Origin of the sequence: Spartinivicinus poritis (assembly GCF_028858535.1) — a bacterium.
GTDB classification, from domain to species: Bacteria; Pseudomonadota; Gammaproteobacteria; order Pseudomonadales; family Zooshikellaceae; genus Spartinivicinus; species Spartinivicinus poritis.
Genome location: NZ_JAPMOU010000051.1, coordinates 1 through 17,101 on the forward strand (window position 1 = coordinate 1; position 17,101 = coordinate 17,101).

Here is a 17,101-nt window from a genome sequence, read left to right on the forward strand (position 1 = left end):
TGTCGCTGCAGGTGATATTAGTGTTGAAGAAAGCGAATATTATTAAAGCACATCAGCAATTAATTTTTCTTTTTAAATGACAGTGAATAGGCACTAGCCAGATTAACCGGCTAGTTTCCAGTGCGTAACTAATTTACTGATATTATGACCGACGGTCGTTAAGTAAAATTCGCCACCATTGTCGTGGTATGCACGTATTTTTTCAGTAATTAATTCATCTCGATCATGGTATCGACAAATGACGTCGACACGGCTATTCATGGGTGGTAGCGAGGCGTTGATATCTTGATAGTCGTTTGTCATAGAGGCTTTCTGTTGTATTTCATTAATTGCATCATAACCCATTTTAAAAAAATGACATACGATATTTTTTTATCATAGACACCATGAATATTTTATGAATAATAACCACTCATGCAGGCGGGTTACCCGTAAATTGAAACTGTTCATTCCCTCCTTTACCCCCTTACCCGCCTGCTTTCTCCTTATGATCTATTGTGTCTTTGCAGGCCTAGTGCCTGCTTTTTTTGTCTGATATTTTGATGAGGTGCAATATTTTTTTATCATAGACGCCCTCAGTTTTTTCTGAATAATAGACCTTGTTCTATTGGCATGGCATGTAACAGCGGGCCTTCGGGCCTGCGCTTTATTTAATTGGGAGGGCCGTTGGATGATTAAAAAACTCTGTGCCGTCTCATTGGTAAGTCACCCAAAAGTGCTGGCACAAGGGGCGTTTAACGGTGAGTATTTAGTTATTGATCAATTAACCCCCTTAAATGGGCGGCTAGAACAATGGCAACCGGGGTTACTAGAGACACTACAAAATGTGTTGAATAAACAATTTCTTGTACTGGTAGAAGACGTTAGTCGTTTATTTAATATGGGTTATACCTTGACCCTGGATCAATCCGCACCGGCTGAAAACCGCAGTTATCAAAATATTGCGCTGGATTATTATTTTGCTTTAAGTGGGTTAGGCGAAATTCAAGGCAATCAATTAGGCAATATTATTTTTCAGCATGGGTTGCAACGTCACCAAATTCACCGTAATTCAATCAATATTGATAAAGACGACAAAGGCCGCAATCGTTATGACATTGATTACCAACGATTTACTGGTTACCAGCGGTCTGTATTATTGTTAGTGTTGGGTGCTTTACACTTTAATCCCGCGTCTCATGACTATTTAACCCTATTATTAGGCAGTAAACCACCTGATAAGCTAGCCCACTTACCGCCAGGATTAGCGGCGATTATCCGAGGTTGCTAACATGCAGCATGCTCGCTTATCGCCATTAACCATTCAGGATCCCTTATTACGCGCTCAGTTTTATAAGGCATTGCGTAATCCTCTTTCTGAATGGCAAATCCATGAAGTTGCTCTGGATGAAGTATTGATGCCAGAGTTAATTTCGCTTCGCTTTTATGGCACTCCCCAGCTCAAAAAAATTGTGGCTATTATTGCTCAGCTAGACGACATGCGCGGGGCATTAAAAGCTGGAACTACTCTACAGTTGCCGCCGATTAAATGGATTCGCCAACAAATCAAAGCCTATGCTGATTCTGAGGGGCGCGAATGAACCCTTTTAAAGGCGTAAATTTTCGGCATCAGGATCGTGAGTTTGCGGAGCTACGTCGTCAGCTACGTCAGAACCGAGGCAGTGCCCGACGCACCTTATCACCGAATCAAATCCGCATGGCCATTCGCACTGGGGAAATGCCCCCTAATGCGGAAGTATTAATCGGTACCCGAGAAGACGGCACCCCATTTACTATCGAGGATTTAACCGGGTTTGCTCAAGCACAACAACGACTGGCCAAACAGTTTGGTTCGGCTAAGGGCGTGCCCATGGACCAATTAATTGCTTCGTCTCGGGCAATAGATGTGGAACGGGCTAATGTAGAAATTCGGTCCGCTCGACTTTATAAAATCCATGGCTCAACCTTAACATTCAGTGTGACTGCCAGTGGTAAATATCAAGCTCAGTTTCACCAGGTCAAAGTCAGGTTAGAAGACTGGTGGCGACATTTAACTGATGCTGGCAACGTTAATCGAGCGATGACCCAAACCCTGGCCGGCCCGGTATCGTTTGATTGTGATTGTGGTCGTCATCAATTCTGGTATCGCTATGTCGCGACGGTGGGTGGATTTGCGATTCAACCTTATGAAAAAGACTTCCCCAAAGTGCGTAATCCTCAATTACGCGGCTGTTGTTGTAAGCATGTTCTGAAGGTCTTTCGGACTTTAAAAAGCCCCACGGTAAAAACCCAATTAACCCAACAAATGATCCGGCAAGCAGAACAAGCGGGCTTTGCTGGCGATACCCGTCATCAGTTCATGACTCGGCAAGATCATCAGCAACTCAGCCGAGCGCGTGTGGGTGAGTTAAACCAGGAAAAAATTCGCGCCGAACTGGCCAGGCAAGTCAATTTAGCGTTACGCCGTCACGTAAATAAGCCCGCTAACCGTAACAAAATTAATCGAGCAAGAACAAAAATGACTCAGCAATTAACCGCTCAACAAAAAGCCCATATTAAGCAAGAATTGGCATTTGCTCAGCGCTATAACTTACCGGCAAATACCGTTTACCAAAAATTTGCGGATGAATTAGGCATGTCTGCAGAGGCTATTCAACAGCAATTATGATCCAACCCCAGGACTTTTTAGCATTAACTGAACGACTGGCCAGTGATACGAAACAATTTTTATTTCAGTCGCGGGATACTCGGCAAGTGATGTTATTTAAGGCTCTGCAAGACCAGGCGTCAGATCCTCTGGATTTGGTAGGTACTCTGGAGCAACACGAAACTACCATCAATTATGCAGCGCCAGTGATTGTGAAAGCGCGGTTTTTTCCTAATGACAACCCACAAAGTTTATTAACAGCGGGGTTTCAGTCAGCACCTGATTTTGAAAGCCCTAAAACGGTATTACTGGATACCGCGCCGGTGCCTGAACAAAGTATCTTATGGTGTGAAGACCGCTTACCCAATGACAAAAAAACCGTGGAATTATTTTATGTGCTGGCTGCTACCCCTATTGGCAAACATGGACTAGTGGGTGCTAAACACCAGGTGTTGCCCATGAGTCATGCTGACACACAGGCGCTACTGGCTTTGATTGATGAGGATGAGGTAACCCATGATTAATGCGAATAGCTGGCCACAACAGCCGGTTAATGATTTACGCATAGACACGGCTTGGCGTGAAAATTATTCAGGTGCCACCATCAACCGTAAATTAGCAGGTGTCGTGCCCACAGGTATTTATAGTGGTTTTCATGTCACCATTGATGCAAACAATCCACTAACTATTTTGGTAGGCGATGCGATTGAAGAGTCGATAGCCGTAGTTGAAACCCAAGGTTATTCACTGACAGCCCGGATGCCTGCTGGAATGCAAAAAGCATTAACCATTACCCCAGGTGACACTCAACATATTGTGATTGCTGTGGATTACCAGCACCACCAAGTGAGTACAGTGGAACTGGTGGTGACCCATACCCTCACCCCACATAGTGTGGTGTTAGCTACCCTGCAAGTGCCGTCAGATGCTGAAATGTTAACCGCAAGTATGTTGGATATCAGTCGACGTATTGAACGGATCCCGGTATTAACCCATGAACAAAAAAGCAATCCACATCCTCAATATCAACTAGCGGCAGCAATGCCCTTAATTATTAATCAACTCAATTCTGATCAAACGGATGCCAGTTTATCCGCAAGACAAGGCAAAAAACTGCATGAGTTAATAAAAAGCCTACCCCCAACCATTGATCATTTACGCTCACAATCAGCGACCGATTCCTTATCAGCCAACCAAGGTCGTATATTAAAAGAAATGATCGATACCATTAATGCTTTTTTATCCTCGGATAGCAGTGAAATTGAATCATTAAAAAATATTGTTGAATATATTAAGCAAAATAAAGAAAACCTAGAGAGTTTAGGTATCGATAATATTGCAGGATTACGAGATGCCCTAAATACTAAATTGGATAAAGCCCGATTTGAGCAACTGGCTATCCCGGATGTAGCTCAATTACCTGCGGTATTAGCCATTAAAGCCAATGACGAGTCAGTTTATAAAAAAACAGGCGGCACACTATCAGGCTCTGTGCAGTTTGATATTGTTCGAAGCGGTAACAGCAACGGTATTAATTGGACAGGGCTATCAGATACATTTTCAGTGCATGTGCGAGAAACCAGTGGCTCTGAACATTGTGGACTCTATTTCCAAGCCGCTGATAATGGCAGTGATCACTTTGTTTTTGAAAATTATAACGCTAACCAGAAAAAACACGTCTTGGTGATGGACTACCATTCGGCCACCTTTAATGTGAACCTTAACTGTAATGGATCTCTGACTTGTGGCTCGCTGTATTCAAAAGGAGATGTGACCGCTTTTTCTGACCAACGCTTAAAGCAGCATATTAACCCCATCTCAGCACCGCTCAAAAAACTACAGCAGTTGGGTGGCTATCATTATCAACGGACCGATACTGGCAATTACCAGGTGGGCTTAATGGCTCAGGAAGTACAACAGGTACTACCTGATGCGGTAAAAACAGCACCTGGCGGATACTTATCAATTAACAGTACTGGCGTGGTCGCTTTATTAGTGGAAGCGGTGAAAGCCATTTCAAATAAAGTCTCTGTTTTAGAGGAGCAATTGCATGGCCGTTAGGTGTGAAGGGCCAATCTCATTTACGGATATTGCCACTGAATTTAAAGGCAATAAACCGTTCAGCTTATCGCAGTATTACCGGGGTAAAAGTCTGGTTCCCAATGCCCCCTCCAATGCCAAAATTGCCACGGCGGGTGCTATTGCTTTTAGTCAGTTTTACTGTAGTGCTAACCAAGTAATTAAGCATATCAGTAGCGCGGTAGCGAATGGCACCAGTGCCGATGCCTGGTTTACACCAGGCGAACGACAGGCCTCGTGTATTTTAATTGTCAATCCAGGGGTGTATGTCACCGGGCATGGTGGGGCTGATCGACATGGTGGCGGTCATGGTAATGCCGGGGGTACTGGCATGAATGTCAATATGGCGCATTTTCCTGGTGGGTTAACGTTAGAAGTCTACGGCCATATTTGGGGAGGCGGTGGTGGTGGCGCAGGTGCAAACTTTCGGCACAGTTATACCGGTGGGCATGGGGGAACAGGTGTTGCGGTGCATCATGGCACCTTAAGACTCAAAGTCCATCCGGGAGGCAGTGTTATTGGCGGCGGCGGTGGAGGTGGTAGTTCAAGAGAAAATAAAAATGATGGAGGTGGTGGTGGACAGCCCTACGGTGGAAGAGGGAGAGGTGAGTATCATAGCGGCGCAGGTCGAGGCAGCTTATACGGTCCAGGTCATGGTACTGATTATCGATGGGAGTCTTGTCGTACTCATGGTCGTGGTGAAGAGCGCACTTGTAGTAATAAACGAAATTATTCCGGTGCGGGTGGAGCTGTTGGCCATCATGGCACAGGGGGTAATTACGGCTCATCGGGTGGGCGTGCAGGTGCAGCTACGGCTGGGAGTATTCAATGGCTATAGATTTGCCTCCCACGCTCACTAACCTATCAATGGTAGATAAAGCATTTGGTTGCCACTTAGTAGCAGCTTATGAAAACATTGGATCGTATGATTCTAATCTACAATCTTTTTTTGTTAGACCATCCTATCACAAGATATTTAGAGGTGAATTAGATAGTCCTCTAGTGTTCATGAAGCAATTGGGCAAACAGGGGCATTTTCAGCAACAAAACCAAACCGCTGCCGTTACCCTACCCTTGATTTATTATTTTCGAGATATCAGCTTAGCCAGTGCCGATCCCGAACATTATGGTGGAATCTATCAAGATATACTCTGGTTAAAAGATCTGGAAACACCTTACCAACTGCAAGTGATGTATTTTGATATGACTTATCGGTTGGTCTTTGTCGGGCATGAGCGCAATCATCCTGAACAATTAGCCCTTGCCTGGTATTTTTTTATTAACCAGAAACAACATAATCACCATAAAATCCCGCTTCACTACCAAATTTCTGATGAAAAATTCACCGCTGAAGCCTATATCCGAGAACCCGAAACATTGCTAGCAACCGATATTAGTTTGGATCCGCATCAAGAAACCCGATTATTTGCACTGGAAGTGCAGCACACCTTATTAACACCCATTCTGGTAGGAAATGAGAGCCAGTTAATTGAGCCGATTCAGTTTAATTTACGAGTCATTCCGTTTGGCAGCCAACCCAACATTTGAACATGTCTTAATTCAGGAAATTCGTTATCAGGATAAACCCTTGGATTTAAGCTGGTTAATCGAAGCGGTTTATATTGAAACATTGGATTTATCTGGGCCTAAATTAATCTTAAAGCTGAATGATCGGGAAGCGATTTTTAGGGACGATTTAGGCATTAAACCTTTTGAGACATTAATGGTCACCTTAGCGGATCCCTATCGACGGGATGAATTAGACACGATAGAGCACTTTGTGATTCTGACCATGCCCATGGATGCTGAATCCGTTTTAACCCTAAATTGCTTGAGTGAGGTGATTTTTCAATTAAAAATGCCAGCAACTCAGGCTCGTTTTTTTGTAGGAGAAGCCCCTGAAAGCGTGGTTAAATCGCTGGTAAATCACACGGCGATCAATACCAGTGCATTCCCAGCCATTGAGGATTATCACCTATTGCCCGGTATGCGGCCCAGTCGTTTACTCAAACAAATTGCCCGAGAAAATGCGGCTGTGATTTATTATCAACGTCAGCAGTTTATGTTTAAACCTATTTCAACACTGCTTGAAAAAACAGCTCATCTTTCCTACCACTACAACGATACACGCCAACAAAATCAGATGGTGTCGTTTAAAAAAGCCAATGCGGATCCACTGATTCAGAGCTTTACCCAACGCCAGTTTATTGGTTGGCATTTAACCCAAGGTTCTCTTAATGCAAATAATACGAATGCTACTGCTTCGTCCAGTGCACCGCGTGAGCTGGTAGGTTTTAAGAGCCCAATTACGTTAGCCAATTTAAATACCCTGTTAACGCCAACATTAGAATTTACTTGCTTAGGCAATGGAGCGCTGCAAGCCGGTATTATCCTTCAGTTAGTGTTTAATCGGAACCATACTGAACTACCGATTGATGAGAGTTTACCCGATAAGGTAATTATTCAGTCAGTGGCACATCGCTATTCTGCTCAAAAATACCAATGCCGAGTTAAAACCTGTTTGCCTTTAAACAATGAACAATACCACTGAGTTAAATTCCCCACTCACCCCTACTCAATATCATGGCCAGGTCATGAATACCGATGACCCGAAAAAATGCCAGCGGGTACAGGTACAAATTTTAGGACTAACCGAAGGGGTGCCAACAGACAAATTACCCTGGGCTGAATATTTATTACCCATTGGTGCGCGTTATAACGCTGGCAGTTTTACCCCTGTACAGGTAGGTGACTGGGTATGGGTGGATTTTCCGTATATCAGTCATGGCCAACCCGATACACGACGCCCGCGGATTATTGGCAGCGCCCACTTTTGCCCTGCAGGTCAACCCAATACCCCCCATGAGTCGTGGACCGGTCCCGAGTCCTTTAATCATCAACGCACCGATGAAGAAACACAACCAGCCCCCGTTCAATACCATCAGTCATCAGTGACCACACACAATGGAATTACTGTCGAGTATGAGCCGCCAGGCTGTTACCGTGTCACACATCGTGCAACCGGCACGGCGTTTGAGTTAAACGAACAAGGTGCAGTATTACACAGTGAACAAAAAACCTTATTTTCCAGCAAAACGAAAACCAAACTGATTGCCGGTAATCAATTAACCATAAATGTCCTGGCCGGTGATGCTACCTTGAATGTGCAAAGTGGGAATTTATCCATAAAAGCAGCTAAAAACATTATTTTTGAGACAGGCCAACATTTTATTGTGAAGGCGAAAAAGTTTATTGAGGAGTTAGGTTAATGCCAGCTATTGCAATATTAGGCTCTATCTGTACCGGTCATGGTTGCTGGCCACCTCGTGCAAACAGTGAAGGCGAACCCCTGCATACCATCAATGGAAAACCGGTGCATTGTAAGGGGCATGGCTGGCTACCCCACACTTGTCCTGCAATACCTGAAACCCATGCAGGTGTTACTACCAGTGGAAATCCCAACCATATTATTAATGGTAAACCAGTGGCTCGGGTAGGTGATAGTGTCAGCTGTGGGTCAACGATAGCGACAGGAGAGTCGCTTCACCAAGTCAAAGAATAATCAATTGTAAGAAGCCCATAAATTAGACAATAACTGTACTCTATTAAACAGATTAATACTGATACAAAAAATAATTACTACAAGTGTAAATATTCATGCCTGTTGTGCCGTATATAGGATACAATTGGTATTCTTTTTTGTGTTGTTGCCAGTAAGGAATACAGTATGCGATTTATCCATTGGCATATAAAAATGGAATCAATTCATTTTGCTTTCCCCCAATTAAACTCCCCTCATTTTTAATATGAATACTTATAAGCACGCCTTAATATCGGTTAAACACTGGGGAGGATATATTGATGACTACTATCCAATCCATGATTTTATCGATAGCACAAAGGCTCTATGCAGTGATAGTCGACACCGTATACTCCATACTTTATGGGGAATAAGGGAAATTGTTGTACCTGTATTTGGCAATACCATTACCAATAGTGATGGCAAGACAGTTGATGTCAAAGACTTATGTGAAAAAGACCATTTATTAATCGATTATCACTACCGATTTATTCCTACTCTATCAGACTTTGTTGATTTAATTGATACATCAGCCATCCCCAACTGGAAAACAACCATTAATACAATGCATGGCTTGTATGCTGAAAACCCAGCCGTGAGCAAAATTTTAATGTCTCCCTTAGCCAATACAGGCAAGCTTGCATCGTTGTTGTTCACACATAATAGCTGGTTTATCAATGAGATTTTACCGCTAGTGATGGGAACGCAGCCACTACTCACTGAATTTGCTATCTCGCCAAATGATATTTTTAATAACATGGATTTTGAGTTATGGCTGAATAATGGCTCTGCTCCACCGCCCAGTGCTGTCAAACTTCAAAAAACTAAAGTCGCTGTATAATCCCGTTAAATTTACGCTTTTGAATTTCAAATGGTGACTCATTTATGAGCCAAAAAAGTTATGTCATTCGTAAAATTGCCTATCACTTTAGTGATGAGTGTTCCTATGTTCATTGTATGGGTGGTATTGAGGCTGTTATAGGTAGCAAAGAAGAAGCTATTCAGAAGTTTAAAGAACTAGAATGCGAAGAGTTTAGAGGGATGCCTATCTATGATATGCCAGAAGTCAGCCACATGGGTGATGGTGACGAAGAACTTTGGCAAGAATTACATGATTATTTTGTCGAGCAATTTAAACAACCCCTTTTTGAAACCAAAGAAAATGGGGAGTTGGATTTTAGCCATCACTACATAGAAGTTCCTTGCTCAGCAACCGATGAGCAAGCATGGGCTATTAAGGAAATGACTGGTATTACTTTCCACGAAATTGGCGAATTTGATCAACCAGTACCTGAGTTTTATGGTATTTGGTTACTACACAGCGATAGTTTTCTAACTTACAGCGACCAACCATATTTTTTTGATAGTAAAGACGAAGCGATAGGCTTTATCAAAGATCATTACGATATCATTGAGACACCTCAAATAATATCAGGTTCATTATCATCAATCAGTAATCAACCTACACTTCTGCAATCCCTAATTAATCGAAGTCAACTACTAAAATACAATGATAAAAAACAACAGTTAGAAATTGAGCGATTCAATGAGTATGAAATTATCACTTTAAATGAAATATTAAAAAAGCCTTTCTTTGAGTTACGTCCAATTTCATTAGAAGAAGCCCAACAGTTTGACCATGATGAATATGCAATCATGTAATTCATCGATTAAACATTACATCATTTGTAAATCTGTGATTTAACCATTTAATGGGGGATACAATATGACGAATAAAAGCTATGTAATACGAAAACTTGCCTTTCACTACAATGACGAATGTTCCTATGCTCATTGTGCAGGGGGAATAGAAGCTTATTTTCAAGATAAAGAAGAAGCCACCCAACGTTACAAAGCATTAGAGTGCAAAGCATTTAGAAATGAAGATTTATTTGATTTAGAGCAACTGCACCCATGTGGTGATGGTGACGAAGAAACTTGGCTGGCATTAAATAACTATTTTGTTGAGTCTTTTGGTGAACCCTTCCTGGAGCCTGATGATGAAGGCAATTATGACTTTTATCATGATGTAGAAATCTATATACCAGATCATGCAACTGATGATCAAATATGGACTATCAGAGAGATGACAGGTATTCGTTTTCATGAGCTAGCAGAATTCGATCGCCCTGAACCAGTATTTTATACCATATGGTTACCAACACAAAATGAATACTACGGTTACGATGAAGAAGCACCTCGTTTCTTCAATAGCTATGACTATGCACTTCGTGTTGTTAAGAACAGTAGTTACCTGTTTAATGAAGATATTGTATTGAAAGGGGAATTAGAAGATCTCAGTAACCAACCGATACTGCTTGAAGCACTTATAAGTAAACACTCTGGTTTATCGAGAACAAAACGATCTAAAAATTTAAAGATAAAAAAGGATGGAGAAACGCTCGTTGTTGTGAATGACTTGCTAAAACAACCTTTATTTGAAATCAAAGAATATTCGATAGAAGATGCCAAAAAAATTGACCATAGTATGTATGAAGAAATGTAACTAGTTTTTCTAGGTAATAAATACAAACAAGCCTCGGTGACGGGGCTTGTTTATATCATTTATTATATAACTGAGCCAACTCACTATAGCGTTGTTCCTTAATCATTGCCAATAGCAAATTTCTCAAATTCTGTAAGCAATTTACGATATTTAAATAATTGCAATATTTTTCAGTCAGCGGTTGGTTTTAATCTTCTATGTTAGGGTGGTGCTCTATCAGTCTGATACCCGGAGTATTCACCTGCTATGGTCGCAACGATCACCCAATATCACAATCGAATTAATACCATTAATGAAAAAGCCGCCCTATTCCGCCAGGCGGTCATCAATCCTCAAGTTGAATCTGCTAACACCAACCGATTTATTACTGACAATGCCGAACGCAACAGCCAGTTAAAAGCCGTTGTCAAAGACACCATTTTTGATGCCGCAGGCGAGCAAGGTCCTTTGTTATTAGGCGTGACTGCTAATGCCGTACGTGCTTATTATGATCAGCGCGGCTGTTTACCATCCGCCGAAATGATGGCCAGTGCTTATCACACCATCGAAAATATGCTGGTCAATACCGCTAACCATAAAATTATGGATGCGGCGACATCGACCAGTGAAGGCATTATAAAGCGTAATCACCAAGTAGCGTTAATTGTCCCTACCATGCTGACCAGTATTACGAATGATATGGTCACCCATATTCCACCTAATTACGATAAATCCGAAATTTTTGCGATTACCCGACGGGCGGGATCGACCTTTGGCGACCTGAAAAAAGGTGATCTCATTGATTATTCCTTTCATGGTCAGTATTCCTCCATGAATCAGCGCCAGCCCGTAGCAACTGGGGATGGTACTACCAAAGAATTCACTAAAAGTATTGGTATGCCTGTGCGTAAAGAGCTAGTACGGGTTTACCATGATCGTAACCTGGTAGCTGAAGATTTAAATGGTCGTGGGTTGTTATCCGGGCATTTCGTTGATGCTGATGGCCAGGCCGTGACGGTAACAGGTTCTGTCGACCATGATAATGGTGGGATTACCATTAATTTTTCGGTACCGCCTAAAAACGGGATTGAAATTCATGTGGCGTATGATGTCTCCATCGAGAAAGACCCGTCATTAATTCCTAAAATTGATCATGAAATGGAGTCCTGGATCGTCTATCCGCACGAGTCCGCAATTGCAGCCAGTGCCACCATTCAAGCAGTATTCAGCGCCCGTCGTGAATTCAGTATTGACCTGAATGCCTTAAATTTCAGTTCGGCTAAAAACATTCTCGCCGCTGAAAAAGACCGTCGTCGCTTAATCGATATGTATTTCTTTGCGATGGGTAATCGTCAATGGAAATACACGGTCCCTAGTGCCCTTAAATTCACTGATCATTATGAAACCCTGCGCCAGACCTTCTATGAAATCAGCCAGGATTTAATGTATCGCACCAAAAAAAGTGGTTTGGTGGGGATTATTGCTGGCCCCAAAGCCTCCGCGTTATTGAAATCCATTGGTGCCCCCCATGTACGCATGGCCCCCGGCTATCGCCATGTTCCTCAGCCTCACTATGTGGGTAAAGTGTTTGAGTTTGATTTTAAAGAAGACCCGTTTGCCCCTGATTGGCAAATCTTCTGTTATGCCAAAGGTAGAGACCACGGGGATTCAGGTTATGTCGCGGCAGATGCCATCAGTGCTATTAATTACCAGCACCCGATTGATGAAAAATTACGCCATAGCAACACCCTGTATGAATTAGCCTACCGGGATTTACACCCTAAAAATGGCCGAACTTATTACACCATGCTCACCTTAGTGCCTTAAGCGGCACTGAGCTAATCAATTATTTTTTATTTCAATTTTTATTTTTTCGATTGTTTTTTTAATTATTTTTTTGGAGTGTAGACTATGGCAACTCGCCGCAAAAATACGTCAACTGAAACTACCACGGAAGACAAACCCGAACCAGCCGAACGTTTTTTTGAAGTGGTTTTTAAAAATGCCAGCATATCACCGCTGGAATGCACCTTAAGTAAAAAACGGATCTGGATTGCTGGGCACGCCAATACCGCCCCGGATATTTTTTCTGAATCGGAGGTGATCCATTTGCGTGAGATTTTAAAAGGTTTTCCTGCGATTACGATGCGTATTGACGAGGTGGCATGATTAGTCAAACCATAACTGAGAGTGCGGGGATTACCGTACTCAAACCCATTGATAACAATATTTCACTCACGGGTAGCAGCCAGACCATTGGCGCGACCGTGATTGAGGCTTCACAAGGCCCGGTCGGTAGGCCAGTCACGGTTACGGCGGATAACTGGCAATCCATTTTTGGCAAGCCTTTACCCATGTCCGCCGGCACCAAAGCCGAGGGTTTACGGCATCTGAAGGATGCGTTAACCGAGTGTGCTGCTTGTCAGGTCGTTCGTGTGGTTGGCACGGGTGCTCAATTTCCAAGCCTGGCGTTTCCGGTAAAACCCGAAGCCCCCGCCGCTAAAGATTATAAAGTCACTGTACAGTCCACACCCATTGTCGAAGACGACACCACTAAAATACTGCTGTCGTCGTCTGCTTTGGATTTTACTGTGAGTACCGCTGAAGCAGATGGCTGGACCGTAGACATTAACAGTCAGCTGTATAACCTGCACCATTTTCAGCATGGCGCTACCCCGGTATTGTGGATTGCTAAAGACGACAGTATCAATCTGGAAGCTATTGCCAGTGGTACCAAGTTGGTGATTCATGGCAAGACCCAGCAAGCGCCACCTGAAGTATTAACCGCGAGCCATCCTTATGGCACTGAGATGGCGGTTGCTCAGGATTATTGGTTAGTGGTCTGGCCGGTAGATGGCCACCCCAGTAATCACCGGCGGGTTGAAATTACCACCCTGGATGATGTTGACCAGCGTTTTACCCTGGCCTTTTACGAAGACCACTATGGTCAGTCCCGGTTAGTAGAGTCTTACCAAGTCGGCATTGATACTGACGATATTGATGATCAGGGCTTAAGTGCTTATGCGCCAACTGTCTTAGAAGAACGTTCTTCCCGGTTTCGATGTCAGGTGGCGTACAACTCCCGCTGGGCTGATGTAATGCCATTGAGTGGTGCTTTTACGGGTGGCAGTAATGGTGAATCACCCACCACTGAGCAATGGATCGAGGCATGGTCACGCCTTAAATCCGATGATATTAGCTTTGATTTATTGTTTGCGGCCGGGCAATACGACACTACGGTATTAGCCCATGCGATTTCCATTGCAGAAGGCCGATTAACCCAGTTTAAGTTAGATGTTCCCCCTTACTTAACGGAAAGTGCCGCGCTTAAATGGCTGGAAGACGCCAATTTGGTGAGTTACCAGGCTCAGGCGATTCATTATCCTTACAAAGCGAATGACGAATGGTATGGCGGTAAAAGTTTATGGGGTGCCTCTGGGGCACTGGTTGCAGCCAAGGCTCGCTGTTATGCGACACCAACTGGCCATGGGGCTGTTTCGGGTGCTCATTATACGGCAGCGGGTGAAAGCCGCGGCCTCATTAATCGGCGCGGGATTGAACCCTTACACCACATGGGTTTTGTATTACCGGATGAACGGGTTGAGGCCCGGATTAATCCAGTCGATAAAGGAAAATTTATTAATGATTGTTTAAATCTCTGGCCCAAAAATAATTATTTACGCTTTGAACATGTGGTAGCGGTTTTAAATGCTATTTCCCACGAATTTATTCAAGCGGCGAGTGTCGCCAAGTTCGAGCCCGATGGTTTAACCCTCTCATTACTAACCACCTTAGCCAATGACATTTGTCAGCGCCGTGTGGATGCGGGCGCATTTGTGAATCCCCGAAACCCCGAGCGTGATGGGGAAAATCCGTTTCGTATTGATATTAAACAACTGGAAATTGACCTCTGGCAAGTCGAGGTGAGTTTTGCACCCACCGGTGTGGCTCGTCGCATTGCCCTGCAACCGAAATTAATGCGCTAATTTTTTGAGGAATGTATTTATGTTTGATACCGGCTCCCCTGGTGATTTACAAACAACAGATATCGACTATTGGTGTCTGGATAATAGCAACCCATTAATTATGGATAGCATTATTGATCAATTTGGGGATCAACAATTACGAGCAAGTGCCATGGCCAGTGCGTTAGCCTGGGTAGAAAATGATGAAGTCACCCCAGATGCACTGACCGAAATTGTCTCAGGAATGGCAGACGTTGCTATTGAGGACGATATTACTCAACCGGAAGAAGATTATTATGAAGATTTAACCCGTGAAACCGCTATTGCATTGACGGCATTAGGCGCTGAAAACCGGGATGTTAAAACTTTGTTTGAACGCCAGGATGAAGCCAGTGCATTAACCGTTGCCCAGCAAATAGAAGATAAATTGAGCACCGAGCCAAAAGATGACGGTACCTTAGTCGCTGAATACGCCATTATCCGTCCAGAGCCGGTGATGGATAAAGCCGAGCGACGTGTCATTGATGGCAAGATTGTCCTGAAAAAAATCCCTGTGCGTAAACGTCGAATGACGGCTGCACAAAAAACCGCCCTCAAGAAAGCACGACGCAAGGCGCACAGTGCCGCCGCCAAGCGGGCACGAGCCAAAGCCATGAAGTTGCGGTCACAGCGAGGCTTGTAATTAAATGGCTGGGCTCTGGCAACAAGAAGGGCTGACGCAAGTGGGGCTGAATGACAATCGGATCAGCCCTTACTTAAAATGTTGGATTCATCAGAGCACGACTCTCGTAGTAGGCGCCATTGGTGAAGGTACCAGCAAAGACATTAGTACCACCTGGTCCAGCCCTTTTGAAACTGATTCGCTCGGCGCACAAGAGCCGGTCCAGAAATCCGCTGGGTTAACTCAATCGTTAACTGGGCTAACATCGGTCACCACCTTGAATAGCCAGCAGGTATGGGAAGGTAATCAACCCCACCAATTTACATTGAGCCTGCAATTGTATGCCTTAGTCGATCCGAAAAATGAAGTGGAAGCGGCTATTAAAGCATTGGAATTAATGGCCACGCCTGACGTTAATGACTTAGTGCCACTGGGCCGAAAACCCGAGTCAGTGTGGATCAATATTGGTCGCAATGTGATGTGTGGGCCTTGCGTCATTGAAAGCCTGCAAGTGCCGCTCGATGGGCCACGGGATAAAAACGGTTATTTATTAGAGGCCTTAGTGCAACTATCAATTAAAACCGAAAAAATGCTAGCCCGCGCCGATATCCCAGCTACTTACGGTTAATGGTTTTATTTTCTGGAGTAAAAGTGATTATGTCACGCATACCCAATGTTAAAGGCGATATTCCCTTATTAAAACGTGCTTACTCAAAAAACGTGGCCATGGGTGAGCGTGCGGTGGCGTCTGATTTTGAGATGACCATCAAAGGCTATGAGGATTTAACCGTATTAGTCCGTACTGCCCAATTACCCGAGATTTCCCGCGGCGAGCCGGTGGAGGACTTTGGTTTATACGGCCAGGGATTTCAGCAATACGGTGCCGTGAAACGGGACGGTGATATTACTGTGAATATGGTGGAGTTAAAAACCGGCCTGGTCCAAGACACTTTATGTAAGATTATCGAGAATAAAGAATATGTTTCTATCGAAATGGTGTTAGTCGGGGAAGGTCAACAGCGCCGAGGCTGGCAACTGGAAGACTGTATTATAAAGGCCGATCCAGGGGAATTAGATACCTCTAACCGGGTGGGTACCATCCAAATTCCTGTCACGATTCACTACAACTGGTGTGAACGCCTATGACACCATTGGATTTATTAGCCGATATTAAAGCCGAATTTTCCTTATTATTGTTAGATGATGAGGCGACATTTTTAGCCTTATTAAAACGCAGTTGTCGCACCTATCATGGCAGTATCGGTTTTCAGAAAACCCTGGTATTAGCCCCTGAACAGTTGACCGAGGGTGTTGAAGCCCCTGACGATTACGAAGGGTTATTAACGGCATATGATGAACGCCAGCAACCGGCACCGATTATTTTGCATGGCAATACATTAATTTATAAATTCGGTAAAAAATCAGCAGGTGATGTGACGATTATTTATTTTTCGGATTTTACCCGCTGGGATTTTGCAACCGATCATTTTCCATCCCATACCAAAGTCAGTTTTATTCATAGCCACTTACACGGCTTAATTAGCCTGGCGAATAATGAGCGGTTACGAGGGATGCACCAGGCTGCGGAATTACCCTCTGACCATTTACCAGTAGAAGCGGATATTCGAGGGCAATTAACTGAACTGGAAGCGATCATGAAAGAACATCCGCCCTTTTTAACCGCGGCCCAACTGAGTCATTAAGT

General features: G+C 43.7%; 21 protein-coding genes. 20 read left to right on the forward strand and 1 reads right to left on the reverse strand.

The window, feature by feature from the left end; all coding sequences use genetic code 11:
• Nucleotides 1-102: 102 nt before the first annotated feature.
• A complete protein-coding gene (locus ORQ98_RS24130) occupies nt 103-303 on the reverse strand; it encodes a hypothetical protein (protein ID WP_274691381.1) in 201 nt (66 codons plus the stop codon).
• A 367-nt stretch (nt 304-670) separates the two neighbouring features.
• On the opposite strand from ORQ98_RS24130, the gene ORQ98_RS24135 reads away from it, so the two are divergent.
• From ORQ98_RS24135 to ORQ98_RS24230, 20 genes are all read left to right on the forward strand, one after another.
• On the forward strand, nt 671-1,270 hold the full coding sequence (locus tag ORQ98_RS24135; protein WP_274691382.1) for a hypothetical protein: 600 nt from the start codon (nt 671-673) through the stop codon (nt 1,268-1,270).
• A 1-nt stretch (nt 1,271) separates the two neighbouring features.
• Nucleotides 1,272-1,580, forward strand: coding sequence for a hypothetical protein (locus tag ORQ98_RS24140; protein WP_274691383.1), 309 nt, complete (start codon nt 1,272-1,274; stop codon nt 1,578-1,580).
• Complete coding sequence (locus tag ORQ98_RS24145; RefSeq protein WP_274691384.1) at nt 1,577-2,647, forward strand: hypothetical protein; 1,071 nt, start codon at nt 1,577-1,579, stop codon at nt 2,645-2,647. The genes ORQ98_RS24140 and ORQ98_RS24145 overlap by 4 nt, the downstream gene beginning before the upstream one ends.
• Nucleotides 2,644-3,150, forward strand: coding sequence for a hypothetical protein (locus ORQ98_RS24150; protein WP_274691385.1), 507 nt, complete (start codon nt 2,644-2,646; stop codon nt 3,148-3,150). The genes ORQ98_RS24145 and ORQ98_RS24150 overlap by 4 nt, the downstream gene beginning before the upstream one ends.
• Nucleotides 3,143-4,687 (forward strand): tail fiber domain-containing protein, encoded by a 1,545-nt coding sequence (locus ORQ98_RS24155; RefSeq protein WP_274691386.1) that lies wholly within the window; start codon nt 3,143-3,145, stop codon nt 4,685-4,687. The genes ORQ98_RS24150 and ORQ98_RS24155 overlap by 8 nt, the downstream gene beginning before the upstream one ends.
• On the forward strand, nt 4,677-5,543 hold the full coding sequence (locus ORQ98_RS24160) for a hypothetical protein (protein WP_274691387.1): 867 nt from the start codon (nt 4,677-4,679) through the stop codon (nt 5,541-5,543). The genes ORQ98_RS24155 and ORQ98_RS24160 overlap by 11 nt, the downstream gene beginning before the upstream one ends.
• The gene (locus tag ORQ98_RS24165; RefSeq protein WP_274691388.1) at nt 5,534-6,253 is read left to right on the forward strand and encodes a hypothetical protein; all 720 of its coding nucleotides are present in this window, start codon (nt 5,534-5,536) and stop codon (nt 6,251-6,253) included. Before ORQ98_RS24160 ends, ORQ98_RS24165 begins: the two co-directional genes overlap by 10 nt.
• Complete coding sequence (locus ORQ98_RS24170; protein ID WP_274691389.1) at nt 6,195-7,256, forward strand: hypothetical protein; 1,062 nt, start codon at nt 6,195-6,197, stop codon at nt 7,254-7,256. Before ORQ98_RS24165 ends, ORQ98_RS24170 begins: the two co-directional genes overlap by 59 nt.
• Nucleotides 7,240-7,974, forward strand: a complete 735-nt coding sequence (locus ORQ98_RS24175; protein WP_274691390.1) for a phage baseplate assembly protein V — start codon at nt 7,240-7,242, stop codon at nt 7,972-7,974. The genes ORQ98_RS24170 and ORQ98_RS24175 overlap by 17 nt, the downstream gene beginning before the upstream one ends.
• Nucleotides 7,974-8,267: a PAAR domain-containing protein gene (locus ORQ98_RS24180; RefSeq protein WP_274691391.1), complete on the forward strand. Its 294-nt coding sequence runs from the start codon at nt 7,974-7,976 to the stop codon at nt 8,265-8,267. Before ORQ98_RS24175 ends, ORQ98_RS24180 begins: the two co-directional genes overlap by 1 nt.
• Before the next feature lie 244 nt (nt 8,268-8,511).
• Nucleotides 8,512-9,126 (forward strand): DUF6915 family protein, encoded by a 615-nt coding sequence (locus ORQ98_RS24185; RefSeq protein ID WP_274691392.1) that lies wholly within the window; start codon nt 8,512-8,514, stop codon nt 9,124-9,126.
• 44 nt (nt 9,127-9,170) lie between these two features.
• On the forward strand, nt 9,171-9,947 hold the full coding sequence (locus tag ORQ98_RS24190; RefSeq protein ID WP_274691393.1) for a hypothetical protein: 777 nt from the start codon (nt 9,171-9,173) through the stop codon (nt 9,945-9,947).
• Between the two features lie 64 nt (nt 9,948-10,011).
• Nucleotides 10,012-10,791, forward strand: coding sequence for a hypothetical protein (locus ORQ98_RS24195; protein ID WP_274691394.1), 780 nt, complete (start codon nt 10,012-10,014; stop codon nt 10,789-10,791).
• Between the two features lie 246 nt (nt 10,792-11,037).
• Entirely contained in the window at nt 11,038-12,597 is a 1,560-nt protein-coding gene (locus ORQ98_RS24200; protein ID WP_274691395.1) for a hypothetical protein, read from the forward strand.
• 84 nt (nt 12,598-12,681) lie between these two features.
• Nucleotides 12,682-12,939 (forward strand): hypothetical protein, encoded by a 258-nt coding sequence (locus tag ORQ98_RS24205; RefSeq protein WP_274691396.1) that lies wholly within the window; start codon nt 12,682-12,684, stop codon nt 12,937-12,939.
• The gene (locus ORQ98_RS24210) at nt 12,936-14,756 is read left to right on the forward strand and encodes a hypothetical protein (protein WP_274691397.1); all 1,821 of its coding nucleotides are present in this window, start codon (nt 12,936-12,938) and stop codon (nt 14,754-14,756) included. The genes ORQ98_RS24205 and ORQ98_RS24210 overlap by 4 nt, the downstream gene beginning before the upstream one ends.
• 19 nt (nt 14,757-14,775) lie before the next feature.
• Nucleotides 14,776-15,417 (forward strand): hypothetical protein, encoded by a 642-nt coding sequence (locus ORQ98_RS24215; protein WP_274691398.1) that lies wholly within the window; start codon nt 14,776-14,778, stop codon nt 15,415-15,417.
• A 4-nt stretch (nt 15,418-15,421) separates the two neighbouring features.
• Nucleotides 15,422-16,024 carry a hypothetical protein gene (locus ORQ98_RS24220; protein ID WP_274691399.1) on the forward strand — a complete coding sequence of 201 codons (603 nt, stop codon included), beginning with the start codon at nt 15,422-15,424 and terminating at the stop codon, nt 16,022-16,024.
• A 29-nt stretch (nt 16,025-16,053) separates the two neighbouring features.
• Nucleotides 16,054-16,542, forward strand: coding sequence for a hypothetical protein (locus tag ORQ98_RS24225; protein ID WP_274691400.1), 489 nt, complete (start codon nt 16,054-16,056; stop codon nt 16,540-16,542).
• A complete protein-coding gene (locus ORQ98_RS24230) occupies nt 16,539-17,099 on the forward strand; it encodes a hypothetical protein (RefSeq protein WP_274691401.1) in 561 nt (186 codons plus the stop codon). Before ORQ98_RS24225 ends, ORQ98_RS24230 begins: the two co-directional genes overlap by 4 nt.
• The last annotated feature ends 2 nt before the right edge of the window (nt 17,100-17,101 follow it).

Excerpts from the sequence above, each read along its gene's own strand:
- ORQ98_RS24130 (WP_274691381.1), bottom strand. The coding sequence starts at position 303 with ATGACAAACGACTATCAAGATATCAACGCCTCGCTACCACCCATGAAT.
- ORQ98_RS24135 (WP_274691382.1), top strand. The coding sequence starts at position 671 with ATGATTAAAAAACTCTGTGCCGTCTCATTGGTAAGTCACCCAAAAGTG.
- ORQ98_RS24140 (WP_274691383.1), top strand. The coding sequence starts at position 1,272 with ATGCAGCATGCTCGCTTATCGCCATTAACCATTCAGGATCCCTTATTA.
- ORQ98_RS24145 (WP_274691384.1), top strand. The coding sequence starts at position 1,577 with ATGAACCCTTTTAAAGGCGTAAATTTTCGGCATCAGGATCGTGAGTTT.
- ORQ98_RS24150 (WP_274691385.1), top strand. The coding sequence starts at position 2,644 with ATGATCCAACCCCAGGACTTTTTAGCATTAACTGAACGACTGGCCAGT.
- ORQ98_RS24155 (WP_274691386.1), top strand. The coding sequence starts at position 3,143 with ATGATTAATGCGAATAGCTGGCCACAACAGCCGGTTAATGATTTACGC.
- ORQ98_RS24160 (WP_274691387.1), top strand. The coding sequence starts at position 4,677 with ATGGCCGTTAGGTGTGAAGGGCCAATCTCATTTACGGATATTGCCACT.
- ORQ98_RS24165 (WP_274691388.1), top strand. The coding sequence starts at position 5,534 with ATGGCTATAGATTTGCCTCCCACGCTCACTAACCTATCAATGGTAGAT.
- ORQ98_RS24175 (WP_274691390.1), top strand. The coding sequence starts at position 7,240 with ATGAACAATACCACTGAGTTAAATTCCCCACTCACCCCTACTCAATAT.
- ORQ98_RS24180 (WP_274691391.1), top strand. The coding sequence starts at position 7,974 with ATGCCAGCTATTGCAATATTAGGCTCTATCTGTACCGGTCATGGTTGC.
- ORQ98_RS24185 (WP_274691392.1), top strand. The coding sequence starts at position 8,512 with ATGAATACTTATAAGCACGCCTTAATATCGGTTAAACACTGGGGAGGA.
- ORQ98_RS24190 (WP_274691393.1), top strand. The coding sequence starts at position 9,171 with ATGAGCCAAAAAAGTTATGTCATTCGTAAAATTGCCTATCACTTTAGT.
- ORQ98_RS24195 (WP_274691394.1), top strand. The coding sequence starts at position 10,012 with ATGACGAATAAAAGCTATGTAATACGAAAACTTGCCTTTCACTACAAT.
- ORQ98_RS24200 (WP_274691395.1), top strand. The coding sequence starts at position 11,038 with ATGGTCGCAACGATCACCCAATATCACAATCGAATTAATACCATTAAT.
- ORQ98_RS24205 (WP_274691396.1), top strand. The coding sequence starts at position 12,682 with ATGGCAACTCGCCGCAAAAATACGTCAACTGAAACTACCACGGAAGAC.
- ORQ98_RS24210 (WP_274691397.1), top strand. The coding sequence starts at position 12,936 with ATGATTAGTCAAACCATAACTGAGAGTGCGGGGATTACCGTACTCAAA.
- ORQ98_RS24215 (WP_274691398.1), top strand. The coding sequence starts at position 14,776 with ATGTTTGATACCGGCTCCCCTGGTGATTTACAAACAACAGATATCGAC.
- ORQ98_RS24220 (WP_274691399.1), top strand. The coding sequence starts at position 15,422 with ATGGCTGGGCTCTGGCAACAAGAAGGGCTGACGCAAGTGGGGCTGAAT.
- ORQ98_RS24225 (WP_274691400.1), top strand. The coding sequence starts at position 16,054 with ATGTCACGCATACCCAATGTTAAAGGCGATATTCCCTTATTAAAACGT.
- ORQ98_RS24230 (WP_274691401.1), top strand. The coding sequence starts at position 16,539 with ATGACACCATTGGATTTATTAGCCGATATTAAAGCCGAATTTTCCTTA.